Annotated in this window: 34 protein-coding genes; 17 read left to right on the plus strand and 17 right to left on the minus strand. The window is 61.6% G+C overall.

Annotation, left to right across the window (positions count from 1 at the left end):
• Positions 1-16: 16 nt before the first annotated feature.
• Both Q1A44_RS05695 and Q1A44_RS05700 read left to right on the plus strand, forming a co-directional pair.
• Positions 17-898, plus strand: coding sequence for a LysR family transcriptional regulator (locus Q1A44_RS05695; RefSeq protein WP_299620997.1), 882 nt, complete (start codon positions 17-19; stop codon positions 896-898).
• Positions 895-1,788, plus strand: a complete 894-nt coding sequence (locus tag Q1A44_RS05700; protein WP_299621000.1) for a DMT family transporter — start codon at positions 895-897, stop codon at positions 1,786-1,788. Before Q1A44_RS05695 ends, Q1A44_RS05700 begins: the two co-directional genes overlap by 4 nt.
• Positions 1,789-1,961: 173 nt before the next feature.
• On the opposite strand, the gene Q1A44_RS05705 is transcribed toward Q1A44_RS05700, so the two are convergent.
• Complete coding sequence (locus Q1A44_RS05705; protein ID WP_299621003.1) at positions 1,962-2,294, minus strand: metalloregulator ArsR/SmtB family transcription factor; 333 nt, start codon at positions 2,292-2,294, stop codon at positions 1,962-1,964.
• A gap of 39 nt (positions 2,295-2,333) precedes the next feature.
• On the minus strand, positions 2,334-2,543 hold the full coding sequence (locus Q1A44_RS05710) for a hypothetical protein (protein WP_299621007.1): 210 nt from the start codon (positions 2,541-2,543) through the stop codon (positions 2,334-2,336).
• 113 nt (positions 2,544-2,656) lie between these two features.
• Here Q1A44_RS05710 and Q1A44_RS05715 point away from each other — a divergent pair, with 113 nt between their 5' ends.
• From Q1A44_RS05715 to Q1A44_RS05740, 6 genes are all read left to right on the plus strand, one after another.
• Positions 2,657-3,556, plus strand: a complete 900-nt coding sequence (locus Q1A44_RS05715) for a LysR family transcriptional regulator (RefSeq protein ID WP_299621010.1) — start codon at positions 2,657-2,659, stop codon at positions 3,554-3,556.
• A gap of 185 nt (positions 3,557-3,741) precedes the next feature.
• On the plus strand, positions 3,742-4,077 hold the full coding sequence (locus Q1A44_RS05720) for an AtpZ/AtpI family protein (protein ID WP_299621014.1): 336 nt from the start codon (positions 3,742-3,744) through the stop codon (positions 4,075-4,077).
• A gap of 20 nt (positions 4,078-4,097) precedes the next feature.
• Positions 4,098-4,856: a F0F1 ATP synthase subunit A gene (locus Q1A44_RS05725; RefSeq protein WP_299621017.1), complete on the plus strand. Its 759-nt coding sequence runs from the start codon at positions 4,098-4,100 to the stop codon at positions 4,854-4,856.
• Positions 4,857-4,920: 64 nt separating this feature from the next.
• On the plus strand, positions 4,921-5,157 hold the full coding sequence (locus Q1A44_RS05730; protein WP_011453893.1) for a F0F1 ATP synthase subunit C: 237 nt from the start codon (positions 4,921-4,923) through the stop codon (positions 5,155-5,157).
• A gap of 84 nt (positions 5,158-5,241) precedes the next feature.
• Positions 5,242-5,769 carry a F0F1 ATP synthase subunit B' gene (locus Q1A44_RS05735; protein WP_299621031.1) on the plus strand — a complete coding sequence of 176 codons (528 nt, stop codon included), beginning with the start codon at positions 5,242-5,244 and terminating at the stop codon, positions 5,767-5,769.
• 4 nt (positions 5,770-5,773) lie between these two features.
• Complete coding sequence (locus Q1A44_RS05740) at positions 5,774-6,340, plus strand: F0F1 ATP synthase subunit B (RefSeq protein ID WP_299621034.1); 567 nt, start codon at positions 5,774-5,776, stop codon at positions 6,338-6,340.
• Positions 6,341-6,435: 95 nt separating this feature from the next.
• On the opposite strand, the gene Q1A44_RS05745 is transcribed toward Q1A44_RS05740, so the two are convergent.
• Positions 6,436-7,203: an FCD domain-containing protein gene (locus tag Q1A44_RS05745; RefSeq protein WP_299621037.1), complete on the minus strand. Its 768-nt coding sequence runs from the start codon at positions 7,201-7,203 to the stop codon at positions 6,436-6,438.
• Between the two features lie 138 nt (positions 7,204-7,341).
• Here Q1A44_RS05745 and Q1A44_RS05750 point away from each other — a divergent pair, with 138 nt between their 5' ends.
• On the plus strand, positions 7,342-7,746 hold the full coding sequence (locus Q1A44_RS05750) for a hypothetical protein (protein ID WP_299621040.1): 405 nt from the start codon (positions 7,342-7,344) through the stop codon (positions 7,744-7,746).
• Positions 7,747-7,873: 127 nt separating this feature from the next.
• Positions 7,874-11,329, plus strand: coding sequence for a chromosome segregation protein SMC (gene smc, locus Q1A44_RS05755; RefSeq protein WP_299621043.1), 3,456 nt, complete (start codon positions 7,874-7,876; stop codon positions 11,327-11,329).
• A 223-nt stretch (positions 11,330-11,552) separates the two neighbouring features.
• On the opposite strand, the gene Q1A44_RS05760 is transcribed toward smc, so the two are convergent.
• The 3 genes from Q1A44_RS05760 to Q1A44_RS05770 are packed head-to-tail and all read right to left on the minus strand — an operon-like array spanning position 11,553 to position 14,559.
• Positions 11,553-12,725 (minus strand): lytic murein transglycosylase, encoded by a 1,173-nt coding sequence (locus Q1A44_RS05760; RefSeq protein WP_299621046.1) that lies wholly within the window; start codon positions 12,723-12,725, stop codon positions 11,553-11,555.
• Positions 12,713-13,630 (minus strand): adenosylcobinamide-phosphate synthase CbiB, encoded by a 918-nt coding sequence (gene cbiB, locus Q1A44_RS05765; RefSeq protein WP_299621049.1) that lies wholly within the window; start codon positions 13,628-13,630, stop codon positions 12,713-12,715. The genes Q1A44_RS05760 and cbiB overlap by 13 nt, the downstream gene beginning before the upstream one ends.
• Entirely contained in the window at positions 13,627-14,559 is a 933-nt protein-coding gene (locus Q1A44_RS05770) for a threonine-phosphate decarboxylase (protein WP_299621052.1), read from the minus strand. The genes cbiB and Q1A44_RS05770 overlap by 4 nt, the downstream gene beginning before the upstream one ends.
• Before the next feature lie 187 nt (positions 14,560-14,746).
• Here Q1A44_RS05770 and Q1A44_RS05775 point away from each other — a divergent pair, with 187 nt between their 5' ends.
• The gene (locus Q1A44_RS05775; protein ID WP_299621056.1) at positions 14,747-15,106 is read left to right on the plus strand and encodes a response regulator; all 360 of its coding nucleotides are present in this window, start codon (positions 14,747-14,749) and stop codon (positions 15,104-15,106) included.
• Here Q1A44_RS05775 and Q1A44_RS05780 read toward each other — a convergent pair.
• Positions 15,091-16,077: a glutathione S-transferase family protein gene (locus Q1A44_RS05780; RefSeq protein WP_299621059.1), complete on the minus strand. Its 987-nt coding sequence runs from the start codon at positions 16,075-16,077 to the stop codon at positions 15,091-15,093. The two genes, Q1A44_RS05775 and Q1A44_RS05780, sit on opposite strands and share 16 nt — an antisense overlap.
• Before the next feature lie 212 nt (positions 16,078-16,289).
• Between Q1A44_RS05780 and Q1A44_RS05785 the strand changes: the two genes are divergently transcribed.
• Positions 16,290-16,643, plus strand: coding sequence for a hypothetical protein (locus Q1A44_RS05785; protein ID WP_299621062.1), 354 nt, complete (start codon positions 16,290-16,292; stop codon positions 16,641-16,643).
• Here the strand turns inward: Q1A44_RS05785 and Q1A44_RS05790 are convergent.
• Positions 16,640-17,116, minus strand: a complete 477-nt coding sequence (locus Q1A44_RS05790) for a GNAT family N-acetyltransferase (RefSeq protein ID WP_299621065.1) — start codon at positions 17,114-17,116, stop codon at positions 16,640-16,642. The two genes, Q1A44_RS05785 and Q1A44_RS05790, sit on opposite strands and share 4 nt — an antisense overlap.
• Positions 17,100-18,269 (minus strand): MalY/PatB family protein, encoded by a 1,170-nt coding sequence (locus Q1A44_RS05795; RefSeq protein WP_299621068.1) that lies wholly within the window; start codon positions 18,267-18,269, stop codon positions 17,100-17,102. Before Q1A44_RS05795 ends, Q1A44_RS05790 begins: the two co-directional genes overlap by 17 nt.
• Before the next feature lie 99 nt (positions 18,270-18,368).
• Between Q1A44_RS05795 and def (Q1A44_RS05800) the strand changes: the two genes are divergently transcribed.
• The 5 genes from def (Q1A44_RS05800) to Q1A44_RS05820 are packed head-to-tail and all read left to right on the plus strand — an operon-like array spanning position 18,369 to position 21,078.
• The gene (def, locus tag Q1A44_RS05800; protein WP_299621071.1) at positions 18,369-18,893 is read left to right on the plus strand and encodes a peptide deformylase; all 525 of its coding nucleotides are present in this window, start codon (positions 18,369-18,371) and stop codon (positions 18,891-18,893) included.
• On the plus strand, positions 18,890-19,390 hold the full coding sequence (gene def, locus Q1A44_RS05805) for a peptide deformylase (RefSeq protein ID WP_299621074.1): 501 nt from the start codon (positions 18,890-18,892) through the stop codon (positions 19,388-19,390). Before def (Q1A44_RS05800) ends, def (Q1A44_RS05805) begins: the two co-directional genes overlap by 4 nt.
• Positions 19,387-19,887, plus strand: a complete 501-nt coding sequence (gene def / locus Q1A44_RS05810; protein WP_299621078.1) for a peptide deformylase — start codon at positions 19,387-19,389, stop codon at positions 19,885-19,887. Before def (Q1A44_RS05805) ends, def (Q1A44_RS05810) begins: the two co-directional genes overlap by 4 nt.
• Before the next feature lie 33 nt (positions 19,888-19,920).
• Positions 19,921-20,826 carry a methionyl-tRNA formyltransferase gene (gene fmt, locus Q1A44_RS05815; RefSeq protein ID WP_299621081.1) on the plus strand — a complete coding sequence of 302 codons (906 nt, stop codon included), beginning with the start codon at positions 19,921-19,923 and terminating at the stop codon, positions 20,824-20,826.
• A gap of 12 nt (positions 20,827-20,838) precedes the next feature.
• A complete protein-coding gene (locus Q1A44_RS05820; RefSeq protein WP_299621084.1) occupies positions 20,839-21,078 on the plus strand; it encodes a hypothetical protein in 240 nt (79 codons plus the stop codon).
• Between the two features lie 42 nt (positions 21,079-21,120).
• On the opposite strand, the gene Q1A44_RS05825 is transcribed toward Q1A44_RS05820, so the two are convergent.
• The 8 genes from Q1A44_RS05825 to Q1A44_RS05860 all read right to left on the minus strand — a co-directional run bounded on the left by Q1A44_RS05825 (position 21,121) and on the right by Q1A44_RS05860 (position 26,088).
• Positions 21,121-21,402: a hypothetical protein gene (locus Q1A44_RS05825; RefSeq protein ID WP_299621087.1), complete on the minus strand. Its 282-nt coding sequence runs from the start codon at positions 21,400-21,402 to the stop codon at positions 21,121-21,123.
• A gap of 247 nt (positions 21,403-21,649) precedes the next feature.
• The gene (rnhA, locus tag Q1A44_RS05830; protein ID WP_299621090.1) at positions 21,650-22,105 is read right to left on the minus strand and encodes a ribonuclease HI; all 456 of its coding nucleotides are present in this window, start codon (positions 22,103-22,105) and stop codon (positions 21,650-21,652) included.
• Entirely contained in the window at positions 22,098-22,688 is a 591-nt protein-coding gene (locus Q1A44_RS05835; protein ID WP_299621094.1) for a bifunctional 2-polyprenyl-6-hydroxyphenol methylase/3-demethylubiquinol 3-O-methyltransferase UbiG, read from the minus strand. Before Q1A44_RS05835 ends, rnhA begins: the two co-directional genes overlap by 8 nt.
• On the minus strand, positions 22,685-23,137 hold the full coding sequence (locus Q1A44_RS05840; protein WP_299621097.1) for a DUF3429 domain-containing protein: 453 nt from the start codon (positions 23,135-23,137) through the stop codon (positions 22,685-22,687). Before Q1A44_RS05840 ends, Q1A44_RS05835 begins: the two co-directional genes overlap by 4 nt.
• Positions 23,134-23,586, minus strand: a complete 453-nt coding sequence (locus Q1A44_RS05845; protein ID WP_299621100.1) for a YdeI/OmpD-associated family protein — start codon at positions 23,584-23,586, stop codon at positions 23,134-23,136. The genes Q1A44_RS05840 and Q1A44_RS05845 overlap by 4 nt, the downstream gene beginning before the upstream one ends.
• Entirely contained in the window at positions 23,583-24,197 is a 615-nt protein-coding gene (locus Q1A44_RS05850; RefSeq protein WP_299621103.1) for a LysE family translocator, read from the minus strand. Before Q1A44_RS05850 ends, Q1A44_RS05845 begins: the two co-directional genes overlap by 4 nt.
• Before the next feature lie 61 nt (positions 24,198-24,258).
• Positions 24,259-24,639, minus strand: coding sequence for a carboxymuconolactone decarboxylase family protein (locus tag Q1A44_RS05855; RefSeq protein WP_299621106.1), 381 nt, complete (start codon positions 24,637-24,639; stop codon positions 24,259-24,261).
• 3 nt (positions 24,640-24,642) lie between these two features.
• Positions 24,643-26,088 (minus strand): aldehyde dehydrogenase family protein, encoded by a 1,446-nt coding sequence (locus tag Q1A44_RS05860; protein WP_299621109.1) that lies wholly within the window; start codon positions 26,086-26,088, stop codon positions 24,643-24,645.
• Between the last annotated feature and the right edge of the window lie 11 nt (positions 26,089-26,099).

Genomic DNA, 26,099 nt, shown 5'->3' on the forward strand with positions numbered 1-26,099 from the left:
GCGTAAGGAATCGGGCATGGAAAACTGGGATGAAATCAAAACCGCCTATCAGGTGGCTCGCATGGGCACCGTCAGCGGGGCGGCCGATGTTTTGGGCGTTCACCACGCCACGGTGATCCGCCACATCGACGCGCTTGAGGCGCGTCTGGGCGTAAAGCTGTTTCAACGGCACGCCCGCGGCTATACCCCGACCGAGGCGGGCGATGACCTCTTTCGTGTGGCACAGGCTACGGATGATCAGTTCAGCCAGTTGTCGGGCCGGATCAAAGGACGCGGGACCGAGGTATCGGGCGAATTGGTCGTGACCTCGCTGGTGTCGCTGGCCCCGCGCATGGTTCCGGTTCTGACCGATTTTCAGCAACAGCACCCGGATGTCATCGTACGCTACCTGACAGGTGACAGGCTGTTCCGCCTCGAATATGGCGAGGCGCATGTTGCGGTGCGGGCTGGCAACGCGCCGGATCAACCCGACAACGTGGTGCAACCTTTTGTGCGGACGTCTGTCGGCCTTTACGCGACGCGAAAATACATCGCAGACCATGGCCATCCCGACGACATTGCCACGGCAAAAGGCCACCGCTTTGTCAGTCACGATGCCGCCGACAACCGCGCGCCGTTCCACAAATGGCTCCGCTCGCAAGTCAGCGAGGATGACATCACCTTCCGCTCTGCCGATGTGCGGGCGCTGGAACAGGCGGTTCTGGCGGGGGCGGGCATCGGCTTCTACCCGGTGCTTGAGGCCCGGGCAAATCCCGACCTGGTCGAGATCATGACCCCGCGCGAGGATTGGTCGGCGCCCCTCTGGCTTGTCACCCACGTGGACCTGCACCGCACCAACAAGGTGCAGGCGTTCCTGACCTTCCTCAAGGACCGATCCAAGCATTGGAAGGTGCTGTGACGCCGGGCCTTCGCGGCCATCTGGCAATGCTGTGCTTCTCCGCCTTAGTGGCGGGGTCGTTCTCGCTGGGCTCGATCGTGGCCAACGAGATTGCGCCAACTGCGCTCAACGCCGTCCGTTTCTGGATCGCGGCTCTGGTGCTGGGCGGGGCGGTTCTGGCCACAGGCACGATGACGCGGGCGGCCCTGTTCGCCCCTTGGCGCTATGTGGTGTTGGGCGGCCTCTTTGCGTTTTACTTTGTGCTGATGTTCGAAGGGCTCAAGACCGCGCCGCCCGTGAGTGCGGCTGCGGTCTTTACCCTGACACCCGTGATCGCAGGGGGCTTTGGCTGGTTACTGCTGCGCCAGGTGACTACGCCGCGTATGGCGTTGGCGCTGGCCATCGGGGCCATCGGCGCGCTTTGGGTGATCTTTCGGGCGGACCTGAACGCATTTCTGGCGTTCGAAGTCGGGCGGGGCGAGGTGATCTATTTCTTTGGCTGTATCAGCCACGCCATCTACACGCCCATGGTCCGCAAACTGAACCGGGGTGAACCTGCGGTGGTCTTTACCTTTGTCGTACTGGTGGCGGGGGCCGTGTTGCTGACGGTTTTCGGCTGGTCCGATCTCATGGCCACGCCCTGGTCCGCGCTGCCGGGGATCGTCTGGATCACACTGGGCTACATCGCACTCTTCGCCAGTGCGGCTACGTTCTTGCTCTTGCAATTCGCAACAATGCGGCTGCCTTCGGCCAAGGTTATGGCCTACACCTATCTGACGCCCAGTTGGGTGATCGGCTGGGAAATGGCGCTGGGCAACGCTGTGCCCTCGGCGCTGGTCTGGGTTGGTGTGGGGCTGACCATTGTCGCGCTCGGACTGCTCTTGCGCGATGACGACGCCACAGCCGTCTGACCGGACGACCACTTTTCTGTGGAACCTTTCGCGCTTTGGCGCGTTAATCCGTTTCGGAACCATAAAGGAAAGAATATGCGCAACGTCATTTACATCATCGGCCTTATCGTGGTCGTCGTGGCCGTCTTGCGGCTTGCCGGGATCGCCTAGGCCAGACGGACGATCAGGGCGACCTAGGCTTGCGGGTCGCCCAATTCTGCCGCCAGAAACCGTTCGAACGCGTCAAGGTTGACTGGTTCAAACTGCCCAAAGCCTTGCATCCAGACCGACGCTGCCCGCATTGCATCGGGCTGTAACTTGCACCACTTCACCCGGCCACGCTTCTCCTGTTGGATCAGGCCCGCCCGGGTGAGGATTGTCAGATGCTTGGAAATGGCGGCCAGCGACATTTCAAATGGTTCGGCCACATCGGTGACGGCCATGTCATCCTCAAGCAGCATCGTCAGGATCGCCCGGCGCGTCGGATCTGCCAGCGCAGAGAATACAGTGTCGAGGGGATCGGCCATAACCCGCTCCTACCAATTCAAGACCCCCGAGGAAAGCGCTCAGAGATAAGGATGCTGTGTGCTTTGCGAAGGCCATCGGTGACGCATCCGCGCCTGCGTGCTGGGCGAAAGGCCGATGTCGCGGGCGATGTGCGGTGTAAGCGGGGGCGGCGCTGTGCCCTCCGGGATGTTGGTGCTGCGCCACCAGCGAAAAATTTTGGCACAAGTCGACAGGCCGCGCAAAAGCGCGTTTGATTTGATCAGTTGCATTGAGATGCCCCTATATGTTTGGGTTCTACGTCTAATATGAGGCGATGGGACGCTTGCCACAAACAGAGTTGTCTGACATGACTTGTGCAAAAATTGCACAGGTTATGCTTTTTATGTCCCGAACGCTTCCCCCGCTGAACGCCCTACGTGCCTTTGAGGCGGCAGGCCGACACCAAAGCTTTAGTCGTGCGGCAGACGAATTAGGGGTCAGCCATTCAGCCATCAGCCGCCACGTGCGCGGGCTTGAGGCGCGGCTAGGCGTACAGCTTTTTCGCGAGGCGGCGCGGGGCGTGGCGCTGTCGCCAGAGGGGCAGCATTATCTGCAACGGATCACCCCCGCCCTCGACGTGATCGGTGAGGCAACCGAAGGGCTGGCTGATGCGCCCGCGGGACGGGTCGTGGTCAACAGCGAACCGGTCTTTGCCACCAAAATCGTAATCCCCATTCTGGCAAAGTTCCAACAGGACCTTCCTGGGATCGAACTGCGGCTCGTGGGGTCGAATGACCTCGCAGACCTCGACCGCTACGAGGCTGACCTGGCGATCCGCTATGCCAAGACCGGGGCGCTGGACCAACCATCGGACCTGCTCAGCGATGCAGCGATCTATCCCTTTGCGGCCCCCGGGTATCTGAAAGATGACAAGTTACGCCCCACTGACCTGCTGGAACGGCCCCTGCTCAGGGACCGCGGGCCAAACATCTGGATCGACTGGGTGCGGCACGCGGGCTTTGACGTAGAGGTGCCCGACAATCCCTGGCGGATGCGCGCGGCCCTGGCACTAGAGGCGGCGGTGCACGGGGCGGGCATCTATCTGGGGGCGTCCGACGGCACATATCTCGACGAAACAGCCGGGCGGCTTGTGCGGGTGTCCGATGTGGGGTTCAAACAAGGGTCCTTTCACCTGCTGACCAGCGGGCAGGCGGGCCGACGCAAGGCCGTCCGACAGGTGCGGTCCTGGTTGCTGGAGCATACTCAGGCGCTGCGCAGCGGTAAAAATCAACCAATCGGTTGAATATGACAAATGCCCTGCTTTTACCTCTCACAGGGGGTGCGACGCGCTGTCGCCTCCTTTCACTGACGCAAAAAAGATAAACAAAACAGTATCTTATGTGGCGTTATGTGCCACCCCAGACTGCGTTGACTCACGCAGCCCCCCGACATATTCACCTTGCAAGCCAAAGGGCAGGGACGAGGCGCATGACCGACCCCGATGACAAAGCACGATTGGACGCGCTCAGCGCACGGATCGACGCGGTCAAGGAGGAGCACGCGCCAAAACCCCGCACGCCGGATCATCACTCTCAGGCACAATTGGCCTGGCGCATGGTGATAGAACTGGTGGCCGGTCTGGGGATCGGATTTGGGATGGGTTATGGGCTGGATGCGGTGTTTGGAACATCACCCTGGCTGATGATCATTTTTATTTTTCTGGGCTTCGCGGCCGGTGTCAAAACGATGATGCGCAGCGCCGAAGAGGTCCAGTCGAAGAGAATGGCCGAACTGGCCGAAGAAAACGATCACCCGCAAAGGTGAGTTGAGACGGAGAGTGCCACATGGCAGATGAAGCAAAAAGCGGCGGTGGCCTCGAATTTCACCCGATGGACCAGTTCATCGTCAAACCGCTTTTCGGCGAAGCGGGCGACGCCGTGCACTGGTACACCGTCACCAACGTGACGCTCTGGCTGGCGCTGGCCATTCTGGCTGTGATCGGCCTGCTGGTTCTGACAACGTCCAAGCGGGCGGTTGTACCCTCGCGCGGCCAATCGATCGCCGAGATGGCTTACGGTTTTGTCTACAAGATGGTTGAGGATGTGACGGGCAAGGACGGCCTGCGCTATTTTCCCTACATCATGACGCTGTTCATGTTCATCCTGTGCGCCAACTTCCTCGGCCTGATCCCCATGTCCTTCACGACCACATCGCACATCGCGGTCACGGCAATCATGGGCTTTGGCGTGTTCTTTGCGGTCACGATCCTAGGCTTTGTCAAAAACGGCGCCTCGTTCCTGAGTCTGTTTTGGGTGTCGAGCGCGCCTCTGCCGCTGCGCCCCATCCTGGCCGTGATCGAAATCATTTCGTATTTCGTGCGCCCCGTAAGCCACTCCATTCGTTTGGCGGGCAATATGATGGCTGGCCACGCGGTTCTCAAAGTGTTCGCGGGCTTTGCCCAGGTCACCGCGGTGGCACCGGTTGCCATCCTTGGCGTGGTCGCGATCTACGGACTCGAAGTGTTGGTGTCAGCCATCCAGGCCTACGTCTTCACCATCCTCACATGCGTGTATCTCAAGGACGCACTGCACCCGCATCACTAACATCGGGGCGGACGACACGTCCGCCTTACCAAAGATCACTCATTCCATCGTAAGGAGAAAAGACATGGAAGGCGATATCGCACAAATGGGTCAATTCATCGGCGCAGGCCTGGCAGCCATCGGTTCGGGTGCCGCTGCTATCGGTGTGGGCCACGTGGCTGGCAACTTCCTGGCGGGCGCTCTGCGCAACCCATCCGCCGCTGCGGGCCAAACCGCAACACTCTTCATCGGCATCGCCTTTGCAGAAGCCCTGGGGATTTTCGCGTTCCTCGTCGCTCTGCTGCTGATGTTCGCCGTCTAAACCTAAACGACGCAATCCTTACGGTCGGGCAGTGTGGTATCATGCTGCCCGATGTAACGGCCCGCATCGCATTAGGAGACGGATATGGCGACCGAAACAACCAGTGCCGCCGAGGCCTCAGCCCCCGGTATGCCACAGCTCGATGTCACGACCTTCGGGAACCAGATTTTCTGGTTGCTCCTGGCTCTGGTCGCGATCTACTTCGTGCTGTCGCGCGTGGCCTTGCCTCGCATTGCGGCCATCCTTGCCGAACGGCAGGGGACAATTACAAATGACATTGCTGCGGCCGAAGACCTGAAGGCCAAGGCCGAAGAGGCCGAAGCTGCCTACGACAAGGCGCTTGCCGATGCGCGCGCCGAAGCGCAGCGCATTTCGGCCGAGACCAAGGCAACCATCCAGGCCGACCTGGACGTGGCCATCGCCAAGGCAGACGCCGAGATCGCGGCCAAAGCCGCCGAAAGCGAAAAGGCCATTGCCGAAATTCGCGCAGGCGCGATGGAGGCTGTTACAGAGGTCGCCAAAAACACGGCCCAGGAAATCGTGGCTGTCTTGGGTGGCAAGGCCGATGCCAAAAGCATCACATCCGCCGTCACCGCACGGATGAAAGGGTAGCCAGATGATCAAGCAAACCCTCACCTTTGCCGGTGCCCTGACCCTGCTGGCCAGTCCCGCGCTGGCGGCCAAGGGCCCGTTCTTTAGCCTGGCCAATACCGACTTTGTCGTATTGATTTCGTTCATCATCTTCATCGGTGTGCTGGTGTACTTCAAAGTGCCCGGCATGATCTCGAAAATGCTGGACGAGCGAGCCGCTGGCATTCAGTCCGAACTGGATGAAGCCCGCGCCCTGCGGGAAGAAGCACAAACCCTGCTGGCCTCCTATGAGCGCAAGCAGAAAGAAGTGCAGGAACAGTCCGACCGGATCGTGGCCGCTGCCAAGGCAGATGCCGAAGCCGCTGCTGATCAGGCACGTGTTGATCTGGCCAAATCCATCGAACGTCGCGTTGCCGCTGCCGAAGACCAGATTGCGTCGGCTCAGGCCGGTGCCGTCAAAGAGGTCCGCGACATGGCCGCAACCGTCGCGGTTCAAGCCGCGCGCGATGTGATCGCCAAGCAGATGACGGCCGCCGACGGCAACGCGCTGATCGACGACGCCATTTCCGAGGTTGATGCCAAGCTGCACTAAGCGACCTTCAATTGATCTGATTAGACCCCGGCCCTGCGCCGGGGTTTTTTCGTTCTCAGAGGAAACGGTGTGCACCGAATGCAGTTTTGCACGCCTCAGAGGCCCGTTTCATGGTCCAGCCGTTGCTTGGCAATCTCTTCGTTGCGCTCGGCATCCTGCTGATCCCTGAGCGCGCGTTCGACGTAATCCATATGCGCGTGTACTGCGGCCCGTGCCCCCTCCGGATCGCGCGATTGCAGGGCATCGTTGATGGCCCGGTGCTGGTCAAGCAGGGCCTGCCGCGTGGTGCGCTGTTTGAACATGACCTGCCGGTTGTAGAACACGCCATCGCGCAGCAGTTGGTACATCGACCGCATCATGTGCAGCATGATGACGTTATGGCTCGCCTCGATGATGGCCATATGGAATTGTGCGTCCAGCTTGGCCTCTTCATCGGAATTGCGTTTCGGATGGGCGGCTTCCATCTTTTCAAACACGGCCTGCACGACGGCCAGGTCCGTGTCAGAGGCGAGACGCGCCGCACGCTCGGCGGCAAGGCCCTCCATATCCCGGCGAAAGCTCAGGTAGTCAAACACCGCTTCATCATGGCGGGCAAAGAGCTGCGTTAGGGCCGGAGCAAAAGCAGAGCCAAGAACGTCCGCCACATAAACACCCGCCCCGGGCCGGGCGGTCAACAGGCCAGTGTCTTGCAAAGCCCCAATCGCATCGCGCAGCGACGGGCGGGACACGCCCATCCGATCCGCCAATTCACGCTCGGATGGCAACCTTTCGCCCGGGCGGAGGATGCCTCGCAAAATCAACTGTTCGATCTGACGGACGACCGCCGAAGACAGCTTTTCAGGATGGACAGGTCGAAAGGGCATGCGGGCTCCAGGTGCAGAATTGGTAAAATCATATGACCAATCGCGCGGGGGTGCAATCATCCCTGTAAGACGTCACTTGATCCGCCATCGCCGGATGTCATTAAGCCCGCGTTAACCATGACATGCGATGTGGGCAGCATGCGCTTCGTCCTCCTCGCCCTCTGCCTGCTTGCCGGCTGCAATACGCCCGGGCCTCATTTTCGGGGATTACCGGCCACGACGGTTACGATCGACGGGTCAACATTTGACGTGCGGGTCAATGGCCGCTTGGCCGAGGCGCTGCGCATAAACACGCAATACGCGCCCCGTTTCGGACCAATCAAGGATCGGGCGGGCCAGGCGATGGAGTTGGTCTCTGGCTGCATCGTCAAAGAGGTGCGGGGTGATCAGGCTCTGGCCACCGGCATCCTCGACTGCGGCGACGGGGGGCCACCCATCGACCGGTTGCGCCCACAGGGCGAATATGACTGCTTTATGATCGACAGTTATATCAGTCCCGCCACGAACGAGTTGGTGCTCGACCTCGATTGCACCCTGATCTGACACTTCAAAACGCAATATCTTGTGGATAACCTGAGCCAAACCGCCCTTTGTGGGGGTCGTCCGTTGACAGGTGCGCCCCGTCCCGTCCAACATCATAGGCCAAACAGACTCAGCAGGGCGGCCGCGATTGCGCTTTTCGAAACTCAGACTGACGGGCTTCAAATCCTTTGTCGATCCAACAGACCTTATCATTGCTGACGGTCTGACGGGGGTTGTGGGGCCCAATGGCTGTGGCAAGTCCAACTTGCTCGAAGCGCTGCGTTGGGTGATGGGTGAAAACCGACCCACCGCCATGCGCGGCGGCGGGATGGAAGACGTGATCTTTGCCGGGGCCGCCACCCGCCCTGCCCGGAACTTCGCCGAAGTCAGCCTGCATCTCGACAATTCCGAACGCCTCGCGCCCGCGGGCTTCAACGATCTCGACACGCTCGATATCGTGCGCCGGATCACCCGCGATGTGGGCAGCGCCTATAAAACCAATGGCAAGGATGTGCGGGCGCGGGATGTGCAGATGCTCTTTGCGGATGCCTCCACCGGGGCGCATAGCCCTGCACTGGTGCGGCAGGGGCAGATTGCCGAATTGATCAACGCCAAACCCAAGAACCGCCGTCGTATCCTCGAAGAAGCGGCGGGCATTTCGGGTCTCTACCAACGCCGTCACGAGGCAGAGCTTAAGCTGCGCGGGGCCGAGCAAAACCTGACCCGTGTGGACGACGTCATAGAACAGCTTGCCGCCCAACTGGCACAGCTTGCACGTCAAGCCCGCCAGGCCGCCCGCTATCGTGAAATTGGGGAAAGCCTGCGGCAGGCAGAGGGGCAATTGCTCTATCGGCGTTGGCGCGAGGCGGACACGGCGCGGGCCGCAGCTGATGATGAATTGCGGGGCAGGACCACCGCAACGGCTCAAGCCGAAGGGGCCGTGCGGGTCGCCGCCAAGGCCCGCGAAACTGCCGAGGCCGCGCTGCCACCCCTGCGCGAGGAAGAGGCGATTGCCGCTGCGATCCTCCAGCGCCTCGCCGTGCAACGCGACACGCTCGCCGATCAAGAGGCGCAGGCCGAACAGACCATCCAGACGCTGACCCAACGTATCGCTCAACTGGCCCATGACATCGAGCGCGAGGGCGGCCTCAACCGCGACGCGGGCGAGACAATCGAACGATTGGAATGGGAAGCCGCAGAGATTGCCAAGGCCAGCGAAGGGCATGCCGATGCGCTTGCCGCCGCTGCCGAAGGGGCGCGCGAGGCGGGCCAGGTTCTGCAAGCCCGCGAAAGTGACCAGTCGCAAAAGACCGAAGATGTGGCGCGGCTTGCGGCCCGCCATGGCTCCGCGCAGCGCCTTCTCGAAGACAACCGCAAGGTCGAGGCGAAATCCGAGGTCGAGGCGGAAAAGGCCCGCGGCGCCGTTGCCACCAGCCGCGCCGCGCTGGACAAGGCCGGCACTGATTTTGAGGCCGCACAACAGGCCGAAGCTCAGGCCGAAACCACCGCGCGCAATGCTGATGCGACCCTGTTGGCCGCCGAAGAGGCGCGCGCGGAAACCCAATCGCGCGAGGCGGACGCGCGGGCCGAACGCTCAGAGGCCGAGGGCGAGATGAACGCCCTGCGTGCCGAGGCAGGGGCGCTTGCCAAACTGGTCGCGCGCGACACCGCCGAGGGCGGCCAGATCCTAGACCGGCTGCAAGTGCAGCAAGGGTTTGAAAAGGCGCTGGGGGCTGCCCTGGCCGATGATCTGCGCGCGCCAGAAGTGGATGAGGATGGCCCCTCCGGTTGGGCCGTGCTTGCGCCCTACGAGACGGACCAGCCGCTGCCCGCAGGGGTCACACCGCTGACCCAGCATGTTTCGGTGCCCGATGTGCTCGTCCGCCGCATGAGCCAGATTGGCCTCGTGGACGCTGATGATGCGCTGCGCTTGCAACCATTGCTCAAGCCGGGTCAACGGCTCGTATCACCCGAGGGCGACCTGTGGCGTTGGGACGGTTTCCGCGCCTGGGCCGAGGATGCGCCGAGTGCGGCGGCCCTGCGGTTGCAACAGCTCAACCGCCTGGAGGAATTGAAACAATCGCTGGAACGCGCCACGTCGCGCGCCGATGGAGCACGTCAGGCCCATGAGGCGCTGACGGCCCGGATGGCCGAACTGACCGATGCGGATAAACGCGCCCGACTGGCCCGACGCGAGGCAGACAGGTTGGTTGCGGATGCCGCCCGCGCCCTCAGCCGGGCAGAGGCGGATCGTAACCTGGCCCAAGGGCGCCTTGAATCTCTGGGCCTGGCCGTGACCCGACACGAAGAGGACGCAATGGCCGCCCGCGCCCGCGTGGCCGAGGCGGAAACCGCCCTTGCCGATCTACCCGATCTGGAGGCCGCGCGCGCCGATGTGGAAGATCTGCGCATGACGGTCGAGGCCGCGCGCATCACTATGATGTCGCGCCGTTCGGCTCATGATGATTTGCGCCGCACGGGCGAGGCGCGCATCAAGCGTTCGCAGGAGATCACCAAGGAAATCAGCGGTTGGAAGCATCGCCTTGAAACGGCGGAAAGACGCACCGCCGAGTTGTCAGAGCGCAAGGAAACGTCACAGGCAGATTTGGTCACCGCCCAGGCCTTGCCTGGCGAATTGGCCGCGAAACGCGCGGCTCTGGCCGAGGAAATCTCCACCGCGGAGGCCCGCAAGGCCGAGGCTACGAACACGCTTTCCGAGGCCGAAGGCACGCTGCGCGACGCCACTTTGGCCGAGCGGGAGGCAGAGCGGTTGGCCTCAGAGGCCCGCGAGGCCCGCGCCCGCTCCGAGGCGCGCATGGAAGCCGCCCACGAGACGGTCGCCTATGCAGCCGAGCGCATCGCCGATGAACACCAGATGACGCCGAACCAGCTGCTCACGGCTCTTGACGTCTCGCCCGATGCGATGCCAGCCGCCGAGGCGCTTGAGGCCGATGTGAACCGCCTGAAACGCCAGCGCGACGCTTTGGGTGCCGTCAACCTGCGGGCCGAGGAAGACGCCAAAGAGGTGCAGGAAGAGCATGACGGGCTCGTGTCGGAAAAAGCCGACCTTGAGGAAGCGATTAAGACTCTGCGCAGCGGCATCGCGAGTCTGAACCGCGAGGGCCGCGAACGGTTGCTGACAGCTTTTGAACAGGTCAATTCCAACTTTTCGCTGCTCTTCACCCACCTCTTTGGTGGCGGCGAAGCGAACCTGGTGATGGTCGAAAGCGACGATCCGCTGGAAGCGGGTCTCGAGATCATGTGCCAGCCGCCGGGTAAGAAATTGTCGACACTGAGCCTGCTGTCGGGGGGTGAACAGACGCTGACGGCGATGGCGCTGATCTTTGCGGTGTTCCTGGCCAATCCTGCGCCGATCTGCGTGCTGGACGAGGTCGACGCGCCGCTGGACGACGCGAATGTGACGCGGTTTTGTGACCTCTTGGACGAGATGTGCCGCCGCACCGACACGCGGTTCCTGATCATCACCCACCACGCCGTGACCATGGCGCGGATGGACCGCTTGTTCGGCGTGACGATGGCCGAACAGGGCGTCAGCCAGTTGGTATCAGTAGACCTGAAAAAGGCTGAAACGCTGGTCGCCTGAGGTGCGGACAGGGTGGGGAGGACATGCCCGCCTTACGGGGATTTGGCCCCGTTGCGTGTTGTGCGTACTCTGCGTCCCTAGGTCGTTAAGGTTTTGGGTCTAGCTCTGTTTGGAACGCCACTTCCAACTGAAAGAGACACAAGATGAAACACACTGACACGATCATGATTGGCCTGACAGCTGCGATCTTTTTCCTGACCTTCGTCCAGATATTGCTGATGATCTAAAGCCGGTTCAGCAACGCAGGCGTCGGCCACGCATCCGCGGGCATCCCCAACCGCTGTTGTTCGGCCTGCACTGCCCCGCGCGTGCCAGAACCGAGGATGCCGTCAATCTTGCCGACGTCATAGCCACGCGCCTGTAACTTGCGTTGCAGCTGTTTCATCTGGTCCGGGCCAAGGCCCGCATCCGGGTTGCCCGCATCGTAAACCGGCGCTCCCGCCAGCCGGGTCGCGAAATAGGCGGCGGTCAGCACGTATGTAAAGGACTGGTTCCAGTCGAAATAGACGTTGAAGTTCGGATAGGCGAGAAAGGCGGGACCCTTGTGACCCTGCGGCAGAATCAGCGAGGCGGGCAAATCGCTCAACGCCCCTTGCCGCGCTTGCACACCCATCGCCTGCCATTCCGCCACGGATTTCGTGGTCGACAGGCCGCTCAGGCTCCAATCCATCTGTGCAGGCACGGTGACCTCTTGCAGCCAGGGCTGGCCTGCCCGCCAGCCAAGGTGTTGCAGCATCTTGCCCCCCGACATCAATGCATCCGGGGCCGAAGTTTTCAGCCGCACAACTCCGTCACCATCGCCGTCCACGCCATTGGTCAGGATGTCCTGCGGCAGCATCTGCACCATCCCGATCTCTCCGGCCCAGGCGCCTGTGGTGGTGCTGGGATCAAACCCGCCCTGGGCATAAAGCTCAATCGCGGCAATGGCTTGGGGGCGGAACAGTCCGGGCCGACGGCAATCATGGGCGAGGGTCACCAGTGCATTGGCCGTGTTGAAATTACCCTGGAACGATCCAAAGTCTGTCTCAAAGGCCCAGAACGCCAACAACACGTGGCGATCCACGCCATATGTCCGCTCAATCCTGTCAAAGACGCTTGCGTTCTGGCGGGCTTTGGCCCGGCCGGTGTCGATCCGGTTTTGGGAAATCAGCCGCCGGGAAAAGTCGATGAAAGGGCGTTGAAACACGCCTTGGGCCCGGTCCGCCTTGAGCACGGCAGGGTCCTGCCGCACACCTGCCAAAAAGGCGCGCGCGGTGCTTGCGTCGATGCCCTTGGCGACAGCCTCGGCCTGCAACCCGTCCTTGAAGGCGTTGAAGGAACCGCCGCATTGCGCCATCGCTACAACGGGGCTGATGCCCAGCACGAACGCCAGGCTCACATGTTTCAAAACACCCATGAAATTCCTCCGGTTACCAGAACAAGCCCAAGCACAAGTCCCCATGCTTTCCACACCATCGCGACGGCGGCGTCAATGTCGGCGGGTGTCAGATCGCGGCGGGCGGAGCCGTTGACCCAGGCAAGTGGTTGCACCGTGCCGTGGTAGCTGCGCGGGCCCGCCAGCGCGATGTTCAACGCCCGGGCCATGGCCGCCTCGGGCCAACCCGCATTGGGCGACCGATGCCCTTTGGCGTCTACAACGACTGCAGCCCAAGTCCCCATCACGTCCCCCATTGCCGCGATCAACCCTGCGCTCAGCCGTGCAGGCACCCAATTCAACAGGTCATCCAGCCGCGCCGCGGCCCAGCCAAAGGCGGCATGGCGCGGGGTGAGATAACCGATCATGCTGTCGGCGGTGTTCACGGCCTTGTAGATCATGATGCCGGGCAGCCCCCCGATCAGAAACCAGAAGGCGGGTGCGATGACCCCGTCGCTGAAATTCTCCGACAGGCTCTCGATCGCGGCGCGAGCAGTGTCGGAGGGCGTGGATTGACTGACATCGCGGCTCACGATCATTGCGACGGCGGCACGGCCCGCTTCATCGGATTGGCGCAACCCGTCGCTGACCGCGCGCACATGATCAACCAGCGATTTTTGTGCCAGCAATATGGCCGCCGCGATGATTTCCGCCACAGGGCCGAACAGGCTTATGACCCAGCCGGTCAAACCCGCACAAATCACCAGCAACAGCACGGCCAAAACGCCCTTGATCCGACGACCCGAGCCTGCGTTCAGCGCTTTGTCCAGCGCACCAACCGCCTTGCCCATGATAATCGCCGGATGCGGCGCCCGCGACCAAAGCCACCGAGGTTCCCCCGCGACAGCATCCAGGATCATGGCCAAAGCGAGCAAAAAAAGGCTCACAAAGCGGCCTCCACTCTCGGCCAGTCCTGCGGTCCGGGCAGGCCCAGACGCAACCAGTCGGATGCGTATGGAAACGTGCGGCTCCAGATCTGATGTCGGGCCAGGCGGTCTTGCCACACAACGGCCTCATCGACCTTGTAGAGGCGAAAGAGCGCGGTGCCACCAATGACTCCGCCACCGCGCGCAGTCACCAAGGCATCAAGGCGGCTCGCGTCCTCGGCCAAACGCGCTCGCGTTTCGCGCGCCCATTCTTCGTCAGACAAGGCGATGGCCCCGATCTCCAACGCCGTGCCGGATACCGGCCAGGGCCCCAGCATCTCGCGCAATTGCGCGACCATGGCCGGGTCTCCGATGGCAAAGCCGAGGCGTACACCCGCCAAACCCCAAAACTTGCCAAAGCTCTTGAGGATCAAGGTGCCGGCCCGCGTCGCCGCAGATATCAACGAAGTCTCTGGTGCAATATCGCAAAAACTTTCGTCGATGACCGTCAATGCACAACTCAGATCTGCGCGCGACCATACGCGACCGTCGGGATTGTTGGGATGAACAAGCACTTGTGCCGATCCACCCGTACCCATCGTCCAGCCCTGCGCGGCAAAGCTGGCAGCATGTTCGTTATATGTGGGTCCGGGGATATCAACGGTTCCCGCCACCATCAGGCGTGGGATCTGCGCGATCAGGGCCGAGGCCCCGGGCGCTGCCAGAATATCGGCTCCGTCCGGCACACTCCAAAAGCGGCGCGCGGCATCGGTCAGTGCCGTTGCGGCCGTATGATCGGGCAGGGCGGTCCAACTCGTGGGGGTTAACGACGGTAACGGATAGGGGACCGGGTTAATACCTGTGGACAAGTCGATCCAGGCCGCGCGTACCCCGCCATAGGTGGCGGCAGCAGCATCGATTCCCCCGCCGTGGTCACGCGATTGCATCACTCTGCATGGCTCCAGTCCCATTTCCACCCCTCTGAGCGGCAACACGCCAGCAAAGAGCGGATCGCCGCGCATTTTTCAAGACCGTTCCGGGACTGTTAAGATATTATCTTTGCTGTTAAGAGTTTGTTAACACAATCTTACGCATGTGTAGATTGTGGGGTCTATGTTGGGTTGGCCCGGAGTGAGTATGAATATTCTTATTGTTGAGAGCCGCCCTGAACTGGGCGGCCTATGGAAACGCCATCTGGAACGTCAAGGGATGCACGTCACGCTGGCCGCGGGTCAGCAAGAGGCGGTGACATTTCTGTCCGATCATGGGGCCGATATCATCGTGCTTGACCTTGTGTTGGCCGATGGCAGCGCTCTGGCGGTGTCCGATTTCGCCAGCTACCGCCATCCGAACGCGCGGGTGATCTTTGTCACCGACACGACCTTCTTCTCGGACGGATCGATCTTTAACCACGCCAGCAACGCCTGCGCTTTTGTGCCCTCAGGCACGCCGCCAGAGGATCTGGCCGCCATGGTGGAACATTACGCCGCCAGCTGATCCCGCCCATGCGGGGCCTCAAAATCAATCTGCGGATTGATCGGAATAATACGGTGCGGATTGATGCTCTCGTGGCTGTAATGATAGTGACGCACGATGTGATCCATATTCACCGTCTCTGACACACCCGGCACCTGATACAGGTCTCGCGTGTAGGCCCAGAGGTTCGGGTAGTCCGCCAGGCGCTTGCGATTGCATTTGAAGTGCAGGTGATACACCGGGTCAAACCGCACCAGCGTTGTAAAGAGCCGCCAATCGGCCTCGGTCAGCGTATCGCCCATCAGATAGCGGCGGGTGGCAAGCCGCGCGTCCAACCAATCCAACGTATCAAACAGCGGGTGCACGGCCGCGTCATACGCCTCTTGCGTGGTTGCAAAGCCGGACTTGTAGACACCGTTGTTCAGCGTGTCGTAGATGCGATCATTGATCGGCTCGATCTCGTCGCGCAGCGGGGCAGGCCAATAGTCATTGGTATTGCCCGTGATGGCGTTAAAGGCACTGTTGAACATCCGAATGATTTCGGAGCTTTCGTTGCTCACAATCGTCTCGCTCTCTTTGTCCCACAGGATCGGCACGGTCACGCGGCCAGAAAATCCAGGGTTTGCCTTGGTATAGATGTCACGCGCAAAGGGCAGGTCATAGAGCGTATCACCAGTCGCACCATTCGTATCCGTCTGGAATGTCCACCCGTCACCCAGCATATCAGGATGGACGGCGGAAATGGTGATGTGCTCCTGCAATCCTTTCAAACTGCGAAAGATCAATGCGCGGTGCGCCCACGGGCAGGCATAAGAGACATACAGGTGATAGCGCCCCGATTGGGCCATAAACCCTTCGGTACCGGATGGTCCGGCGCTGCCATCTGCCGTGATCCAATTGCGAAACTTGGCGGCGGCCCGCTCAAACTTGCCCCCGCTGGATTTCGTGTCATACCACTGGTCGTGCCAGACACCATCAATCAAAAGGCCCATGTCGCGTCTCCTGTCGCTTGGTTTCAAGTGATGTATGACGCGAGCGGCGACTTGCACAGGCCCACCCTCGCGCACATTCTCTGCACATGCGCACAGCGCCGCGAGAGTCACGCATAAGACACAACATCATCTCCGCAGTGCCTCTTGTAAAAATTTAACTGGATTCAAACGGTTTATGATCCACCTTGTCATTGGGGATAGGAGAGACTGCCATGACGACGTTTGTTCCGAAAGAAGTACAGGCGGGGCTAGACAGCGCCCGGCTTGCCTCGATGAAGTCTGCCTCGCGGCTGCGCCTGTCCGCCAATGACCGGACATATCCGGTGCTGCGGATGTGGAAGTCGGGCTTTTCGATGGAGGCAGAGGGCGCACCGCGCCTGCGTGGCTATGTCGACCTCTATGACGGGGCGATCCATCTGTTTCAGTGCCTGATCGTCGCGACCGAAGAGGAAGCAGGCGAAATGCGCTATGAATTCAAGCGGTTGACAGCTGTATCAGAAGCGGCTCCGCTGGATTTTGAACGCGCTGAAGACGCGCCCGTCGCCTTGCTCGAAGAGCAGCGCTAGACCCGGAAGCGCGCGCCCACGGCACCGGGCAAATCGCGATACGGCTGAAAGCCAAGTGCGCCGTAATAGGCGCGCCCGCCGCTGTTGTCGGCCCCGATAGTTGCGTCGATATCCTGCAAGCCATACGCTTTCGCATGTTTTAGGGTCGCGTCAAACATCAACCGTCCCACGCCGTGCCCTGCGGCCGCTTTAGCCACATAGGTCCCGATGATTCCCCAACCCTCAGGCAGGTCATAGATGTTGCCCGAACTTGCAACCTTGAGCGACTGAAACCCCAGAACCGTGCCCGCGTTGTCTATACCCACCACACAAGACACCCGGTCGGGATGCTCAACATAATGGGCCAATACATGCGCCGGATCAAAGGGCCGGGCACTGTTCCAGCCCTTCAAAATCGGGGCCAGAACGGCACTCATACCATCCGCGTCGCTGGCAATCGCCTGGCGAATGTCGGGCTTACTGAAGGTCGCCAAAGGCCTGCGCCAACCGCTCCACCGCCTCTTGAACCCGCGCGCGGGGCGTGGCGATGTTGAACCGCAGGAAACTGTCGCCGCCGGTGCCAAATGTGGGCCCGTGGTTCACCGCGATACAGGCGTCCTGTTCGACCCGGCGGGTAAACTCGGCCCGGTCCATCCCGGTGCCGGAAAAATCAACCCAGGACAAATAGGTGGCCTCCAGGTTCATCGACGCCAGACCCGGGATCGCATTCACGGCATCATCGAACAAACGCCGGTTGCCATCGAGATAGCGCACCAGCTCATCCACCCATGCGGCCCCGTCCGGTGAATAGGCCGCCGTGGCCATGAACAGCCCGAAGGAGTTCGGAGAGAGCCCCAGCGCCGCCATCCGCGCCCCGAATTTGGCCCGCAGGTCCGGATCGGCAATGATCACATTGCCCGAATGAGAGCCCGCGATGTTAAAGGTCTTGGTGGCGCCCGTCATCATGATCAGCCGGTCTTCGATGCCTTCGATATGCGCCATGGGAATATGGGTGTGCCCGGGCATCACCAGATCATGGTGGATCTCGTCCGACACCAGGATCAGGTCATGGCGTTTGGCAAAGGCGGCGACGCCTTCCAGCTCGGCGCGGGTCCAGACTGTGCCGCCCGGGTTGTGCGGCGAACACAGGATCACCATCCGCTCTGACCCGTCCATCTGGGCGTCATAGGCGTCGAAATCCATCGTATAGCGGCCGTTGGCCTGGGTCATTTCGCATTCGACGACCCGGCGGCCATTGGCTTTGATGACCTTGGCAAAGGCATGGTAAACAGGGGTGAAAAGCACCACGCCATCGCCCGGCGCGGTAAACGTGTCGACACACATCGCGGTGCCGTTCACCAATCCATGGGTGGTAAAGATACTGTCGGCATCCAGCGACCAGCCATGGCGCTCGGACATCCACCACTGAATCGCCGCGCGGTATTTGCTGTCATCGCCAAAATACCCCATGACGCCGTGATCGACCTGGCCCTGCACCGCGTCCACAACCACCTGGGGCGGACGGAAATCCATGTCGGCGACCCACATGGCCAGACCGCGATCCTGTGGCACGCCATAAATCTCTTCCATCATGTCCCATTTGACGCAATGGCTGCCCCTGCGGTCGATCATCTCGTCAAAGCTCATGGTACTCTCCTGGCTGATGTTGCGAGGCAAGCTACCCGGGTGACGCCCAAGTGCAAGGGGACATTGCAGCGCGCGCCGCCTTCACTTAAATGAGGGACCATGAAACGCCCGATTATTCTGCACCCCGATCCGCGTCTGAAAAAGACCAGCGATGCTGTCCCCGATCTGACGGACGAATTGCGCACGCTGGCGGATGATATGCTGGAAACAATGTATCATGCGCCGGGCGTGGGTCTGGCGGCCCCACAGGTCGGTATTTTGCAGCGGCTGATCGTTCTGGATTGCGTCAAGGAAGACGGCGAAGCGCCGCGGCCACTGATCATGTTCAACCCCGAGATTGTGGCGTCTTCGGATGCGCTGAATGTGTATGAAGAGGGTTGCTTGTCCCTGCCCGAGCAATATGCCGATGTGACCCGCCCGGCCCAGGTCCAGGTCAAATGGATTGACCGTGACGGCAACGAACAAAGCGAAGAGATGGATGGCCTTTGGGCCACCTGCCTCCAGCACGAGATTGACCACCTTGATGGCAAGCTTTTCATCGATTACCTCAAGCCGCTGAAACGCCAGATGATCACCCGCAAGATGGTCAAGATGAAGCGCGAGCGCGCCCGCGAAAAGGCATGAGCCGGCGCTCTATTTTGACTTGGCCCGACACCCGACTGTCGGCCAAGTGCGCGCCCGTGGATGAGGTGACGGACGACATCCGCACATTGGCCTCCGACATGCTGGACACAATGTATGGCGCCCCCGGTCGTGGTCTGGCTGCGCCGCAAGTGGGTGTACTGATCCGCCTCTTTGTGATGGACGCCACGTGGAAAGAGGGCACGCCCAGCCCCATGATCTGCATCAACCCGGTGATCCTCAGCCATAGCGCACAGACGGCCACGGCGGGCGAGGGCTGCCTGTCCATCCCCGGCCTCAGCGCCGAGGTCAGCCGCCCCACATCAATCCGCATGACATGGACGGATTTGAACGGCGCGGAGCAGGTGGAAACCCTCAGCGGCTTTGCCGCCCTCTGCGCCCAGCACGAACTTGACCACCTTGATGGCATCGTCACCCTCGACCGCGTGGACGCGGCGCAACGGGCTGCACTTCTGGCCCAATACGAGGCCGCCGCATGACCTTACGCCCCTTTGTCATGTGGCCCGACAAACGGCTGCGCACGCCCTGCGCGCCGGTGGATCAGATCACTGACAATGTCCGCGCCATCTGGGCTGATATGGTTGCAGCGATGGATGCGATGCCGGGGCAGGGCGTGGGCCTTGCGGCTCCCCAGATCGGCGAGATGATCCAGTTGGCCGTGGTGGACGTGACCGACGACCGCTCGCGCCGTATTCTGCTGGCCAATCCTGAAATCCTGTCCGCGGGGTCCGAGATGGGCAGCTATACAGAGGCGAGCCCCTGCCTGCCCGGCGTACAGGCCGAGATCATGCGGCCCACAACTGTGGCTGTCCGTTTTCTGAATGCCGACGGTGTGATCGAGCGGCGCGACTTTGCGGGGCTCGAGGCCCGCTCGGTCCAGCACCAGATCGACCATCTGGCGGGCCGGATGTATTTTGACAATCTGGGCCGGGTAAAGCGCGATATGCTGCTTCGCCGCGCCCGCAAGAAACGCTGAGGCGGATCAAGATCCGCCTTACGGGGAGAGCACATGCGTTTGGTTTTCATGGGCACGCCAGCGTTTTCGGTGGCCGCACTCGATGCACTGCATGAGGCGGGTCACGACATCGCCTGCGTCTATTCCCAGCCGCCACGCCCCGCGGGCCGTGGCAAAAAGGATCGGCCGAGCCCCGTGCAGACCCGTGCCGAGACGCTTGGGCTAGAGGTCCGTCATCCGGTGTCTCTCCGCAATCCTGAGGCGCAGGCCGAGTTTGCTGCGCTGAACGCGGATGTGGCGGTTGTCGTGGCCTACGGCCTGATCCTGCCGCAACCGATCCTTGATGCCCCGACGCACGGCTGTCTGAACATCCACGCCAGCCTCTTGCCTCGCTGGCGCGGTGCGGCCCCGATCCACCGGGCCATCATGGCCGGGGATGCAGAGACAGGCGTATGCATCATGCAGATGGAGGCCGGTTTGGATACAGGCCCCGTCCTGATGCGCGAGGCAACAGCTATCGGCGCGACGGAAACCACAGCCGATCTGCACGACCGCCTCGCTGCGATCGGTGCAGATCTGGTGGTGAAAACCTTGGACGCTTTGCCCGATCTGACGCCGCACCCTCAGCCAGAGGATGGCGTCACTTATGCCCACAAGATCGACAAGGCCGAGGCGGCCATCGACTGGGCACAACCTGCTGCCATTGTGGATCGGCAGATCAGAGGTTTGTCGCCCTTTCCGGGGGCGTGGTTCGAACACGAGGGCGCGCGGATCAAGGTGCTGGGCTCGGCGCTTGGTGACGGCACCGGCGCACCCGGCACCGTCCTTGATGACGCGCTAAGCGTGGCCTGCGGCGACGGGGCTGTGCGCCTGACCCGCTTGCAGCGGGCTGGCAAAGCTGCGCAGGATGCGGATGTGTTCTTGCGCGGCAATGTGATGCCCAAAGGTACGGTTCTGTAAGGGGAAAATCTGATGTTTCCAACATTGATCGGCACGGTCGTAATCGCGGGGATCGTAGGCTATCTGTCGGAAAAGTCTGGATTTACCCGCAACGGAATCCTCCAGTCGATCATCATTTGCATCGGCGGTGCGTTTCTCTTCTATTTCGTGCGGCTGATGTTCGGGATTGGGTTTGGCAGTGCGGGGCTGAACGCCATCGCGTCCTCCATCGGGGCGCTGATCATCGTGCCCACGCATTGGCGCAAGCGCTGAGGCGATCCGGGGGGAGGAGACCCGAACCGCCCTACGCCACCCTCAAAACAGTTTTTTCAGGATCAGCTTCTTCTTCAGGTGCTTTTTCGACACGTGCTTTTTCTTGCTCAGGCTGTGGTGCTTGTGACCGTGGTAGTGCTTGGGCGCGTGGAATTTGTGGGATTTGTATGTCTTGACCTTGAAACCGGCCTGAATGACTTCGACCGCCTCGGCATCGGCGCTGGCCCAATAGGCCTTGGCGCTTGCGGGGCCAAAGCTGGTCAGGGTCACGGCGGTGGCCATGGCAGCGATCAAGAGCGGGGTTTTGGAAAGTGTGAGGGCCATCTTGTGTCGTCTCCATCTGTTGGGTCTGAAGGGGCGGCAGGGGCCGTCCTTTGATGGGATAGAGATAGCAGAAAGAGGCTGTAACAATAAGGGACCGACCAGTCACAAACGAGCGCGCAAAGGGATGGTTCTCGTGAGGATGCAGGCGCAGCAAGATTTTTTAATGAGAAAAATCTTGGGCTTAAGCGGCGACGCATGTGTAATAATTGTCACGGATACCGCCGAGCCCCCGCAATCCGCCCCTACGTCACTTGGGCTTGAACGGCGCCATGCCCTCCCGCGCCAGCGCATCCGCCCGCTCATTGTCCACATGGCCCGCATGGCCCTTGACCCATTTCCAGGTCACATCATGGCGCGCCTGCGCCGCATCCAGCCGTTGCCACAACTCTGCATTGGCCACCGGCTTTTTCGCCGCGTTCCTCCAGCCGTTCCGCTTCCAGCCGTGGATCCAGCTTGTGATCCCGTTTTTGACGTAATTGCTGTCGGTCACGATAGTGATGGTCGATGGCTTGGCCAGCGCCTCCAGCGCCGAAATGGCCGCCATCAGCTCCATCTTGTTGTTCGTGGTCAGGGCCTCGCCGCCTTTCAGCTCACGTTCCTTGATCACCACATCGCCCTCGGACGCCCGCAGCAGCGCGCCCCATCCCCCGGGTCCGGGGTTCCCCGAACAGGCCCCGTCGGTATAGGCGAAAAGCTCAGGCACGGGCCTGGACCGAGATGAATGGCGCGACCTCGCCCGATAGGCCAGCACCCTCACCGGTGCGGGTGTATTCAACCGTCAACCCGGTCTGCGCCATCAACTCCATCAGCGCAGGCTCGCTGATATAGGAATAAAGCCGCCCGATGCTGTCGCGCGCCTCGCCCTCGCCCAGTTTGGTGCCAAAGTGAAACAGCCCGCCGGGTTTCAACGCGCGGGCCACGGCTGCAAATTGTGCGGGCCAATCGGCAAGCGACGTGTGCAGCATCGAAAAGTTCGCCCAGATGCCATCATAAACACCCTCGGCTACCAGATCGGCATAGACGGCCTGGCGCGCCGTCACACCCGGCTGGGCGGCGGCCATCGCCACCATTTCCGACACCGGGTCCCAGGCTTCGGCTTCCATCCCGGCGGCGGCAAAGGCACCTGTTACCACGCCCGGTCCACAGCCGATGTCCAGCACCCGCGCGCCTTTGGGCATCTGTGCGATAAACCGCTCCACATGAGGTCGTTCCATATCGAGGGTGGCCAGCGTGGCGTATTTTTCGGCCTGCGCGGCATAGACCGCCAGAGTTTCCGGGTCGCTCATATCATCACCGTCAATCCAAGGCAGGCGATCACCACTGCCGTCAAAAGAATACGCAGCGCCATCCACCACCGCGGCGTCAGCCCCCAGGCGCTAAAGGCGAAATCGAGCATCAGCAGACCCGCAAAGCCAAAGATCAGGTTCATCGCCGCGCTGGTCGGCCCGCCGCCCACCATGAAAAAGGCCCAGAGCGCTGGAACAACTGACAGGGCGTAGCCCACCGCCGCCTGCGCACCCGACGCCTTGGTGGCAAAGCCCCACAAGACGCCTGACATGAAGGACAGAATGATCGACCCATAGGCCAGTTGCACATAGGGCCCGACAAAGCGTGCGCCCAAGCTGTTCAGGGCAAACTCCGCCAGGTCATCACTGACAACCGTGGCCGCCCCCCACAGAAAGGGGATCAGACCGGCAAGGCCAAGGAAAAGGGGGGCACGGGGAATAGATGTCATAGCTCTGCGATCAGTTTTGCGATCCGTTTGACGCGGGTTTCGGCCCTTTTGGCGGTGTTGACAAGGTGCAATCGGCTGCGCTGCTGGCCTGCCGACAGGGCTGCCCAATCGGCACTGCGCCCGGCGGCGCGCAAGGCCGCGCTCACGTCCTCGGGTATCTCAACCAGGTCGGGGTCAACCGCCCGCACGCGTGCCTCGAACACCTCGCCGGGGGTCAATCCGCTGTCACGCAGGAACGCCTTGCCCGTATAGACAAATACACCGTCAATGACCGGGGCCTTGGTGAGGGCCAGATTGACGGGAAAGTCGCCAAACTCGCCCTCGATCCGCTTTGTGCCCTTGGGCAGTGCGGCGATGACGTCCTCCGGCAGGCGCAGAACCGTATAGGTGTTCTTGCCCCATTCCATGGGCGCGATCACCCCTTCAAAGGCGACCCAGCCGTCTGTCATGCGCGCTCCAGCGCCAGGCGGCCTGCCAAGGCGGCAAAGATCGCGGCAAAGCTGCGCGACAACCAGCGCATGACCCGGTCCGATCCCAAAACCCATTGACGCGCCGCCGCAGCAAAAGACCCATAAAGGACAAAGACCACAAAGGTCATGACCATGAACACGGCCCCCATGGCGGTCATCTCAAGGGTCGCGGTGGCCGCATTGCCCGACAGAAAGGGCGGCAACAGCGCCAGGAAAAAGATCGACAGTTTCGGGTTCAGGATGTTGATCAACGCACCCCGCCGCGCAATGCGCCAGCCTGCCTCGGCCTTGTGCTCGGACGAGATGGCAAGTGCGCCGCCCGACCGCAAACTGCCCCAGGCGAGGTACAAAAGATACGCAACGCCCGCGAATTTCACGATGTTGAACAGAACGGCAGAGGTGTACAGGATCGCCGCCAACCCCAGTGTCGCCGCCGCCAGATGCGGCACAATCCCAAAGGTGCAGCCCAGTGCCGCCCAAAGCGCCGCGCGCCGCCCCTGTCCGAGGCCCAGGGCCAGAGTGTAAATCACGCCCGTTCCCGGGGCGATCACGACCACCAAAGCGGTCAGCAGGAATTGAACGGAGAGCATGGCAAACCTCGTGCTGTTTCGCGCGAGGCTATGCAATGACGGGCGCGCGCGCCAGTGGGTTCTAGTCTTCGACCAGCACTTTGCGGGCCACGCGGAAACACTCCAGCGCTTGGGGCACGCCGCAATAAATGCCAATGACGTGGATAATGGCGCGGATCTCGTCCTGGCTGACGCCATTACGGATCGCGCCGCGGCAATGGATTTCCCATTCCGACATCTTGCCCAGGGCCCCGATCATCGACAGGTTCATCATCGACCGGGTCTTGGCGTCGATCACATCATCGCCCCAGCCAAAGCCCCAGCACCACGCCGTCATCGCCTCTTGAAAGGGCCGGGTGAATTCATCTGCGGCGGCCAGGTTTTTCTCGACATATTCGGCGCCAAGGGTCGCCTTGCGCTGCTCCAACCCTTTCAGGAACAGATCCTCATCGAATGCACTCATGATCTAGCCTTTCAACTTGATGGCGACGTTTTTCGTCTGCACATAATTCCAAAGCGCCTCGCGCCCCTTTTCCCGGCCATAGCCTGATTTGCCGTAACCGCCAAAGGGTGTTTCGACGCCGCCCGCATACCATTCGTTGACAAAGACCTGGCCCGCCCGCAACTGCCGCGCCGCTGCGGTGGCCCGGTCCAGATCGCGGGTGAATACGCCGCCCACAAGGCCATAAGGCGTACCATTGGCGATCTTGATGGCCGCCGCATCGTCCGAGAATTTGAGGACAGACAGGACCGGGCCAAAAACCTCTTCGTTTGCAATGGTCATGTCGGGTGTCACATCGGTCAGGATCGTCGGCTCCAGAAAGGCGCCGGGAATGTTGGGCACACGCCCGCCCGTGGCTACAGTGGCCCCTTGGGCCTGCGCCTCGGCAATCATGGCCACGGCCCGATCACGTTGCGCCTCTGACACCATTGCACCCATGGTCGGCCCAAATTCGGGCTGTTCGATCCCCGGCATAACGCTCAAGGATTGCGCCACACCCACCATCCGATCGACCAATGCGTCATGCACGCTGTCGTGCACGATCACCCGGCTCATCGCGGAGCAAACCTGACCGGCATTGAAGTAAATCCCCCAGCGCACGTCGTTCTCGAAGGCGGCCAGATCGGCATCATCATGCACAATCGCCGCCGACTTCCCGCCCAGTTCTAGCACACAAGGCACCACATTGCGGGCCGCCGCCGTCGCAATGGCAATGCCCGTGGGCACCGACCCGGTAAAGACGATCTGGTTCACATCCGGGTGCCCCGACAGGGCCGCACCTGCCTCGGCCCCCAAGCCACACAGGATGTTCACCGCCCCGTGCGGAAGCCCCACGGCCTCGGCGGCATGGGCGAACCACGCATTGCTTAACGGCGTCAGCTCAGGTGTCTTGATCACGCAAGCATTGCCGGTGGCGAGCGCGGCAGACAATGACCGCGCCGTCATCTCGACCGGATAATTCCACGGGATAATCTGCGCCGACACGCCAAATGGCTCATAGGTGGTAAAGTCGAAATAGCCTTTGCCGAGCGGGATCGAACGGCCCTCAACCGTCTCGGCCTGATTGCCGTAATACTCGAAATACCGGGCGGCGCCCTCGATCTCGATCCTCGCCTCCCACAAGGGTTTGCCCTGTTCCAGGGTCAGCACGGGGGCAATCTCGTCGATATGGTCCAGCAGATAGCGCCCCATGGCCTGCACCATCCGGCCCCGCTCCACCGGGCGCAGATCGGCCAGGGCACCGGACAGATGCACGCGGCGGGCGGCCTGAACGGCGCGATCTACATCCGCGGCATCGGCCAGCGCTTGTTCGGCCAACGTTTCACCGGTGCCCGGGTTCACAACCTCGATGCGGCCCGCGCCGCCATCGACCCACGCGCCGTCAATATAGTTCTGCCAATAGGTCTGCATGTTCAGGACTT

Origin of the sequence: uncultured Tateyamaria sp. (assembly GCF_947503705.1) — a bacterium.
Classification (GTDB): Bacteria; Pseudomonadota; Alphaproteobacteria; order Rhodobacterales; family Rhodobacteraceae; genus Tateyamaria.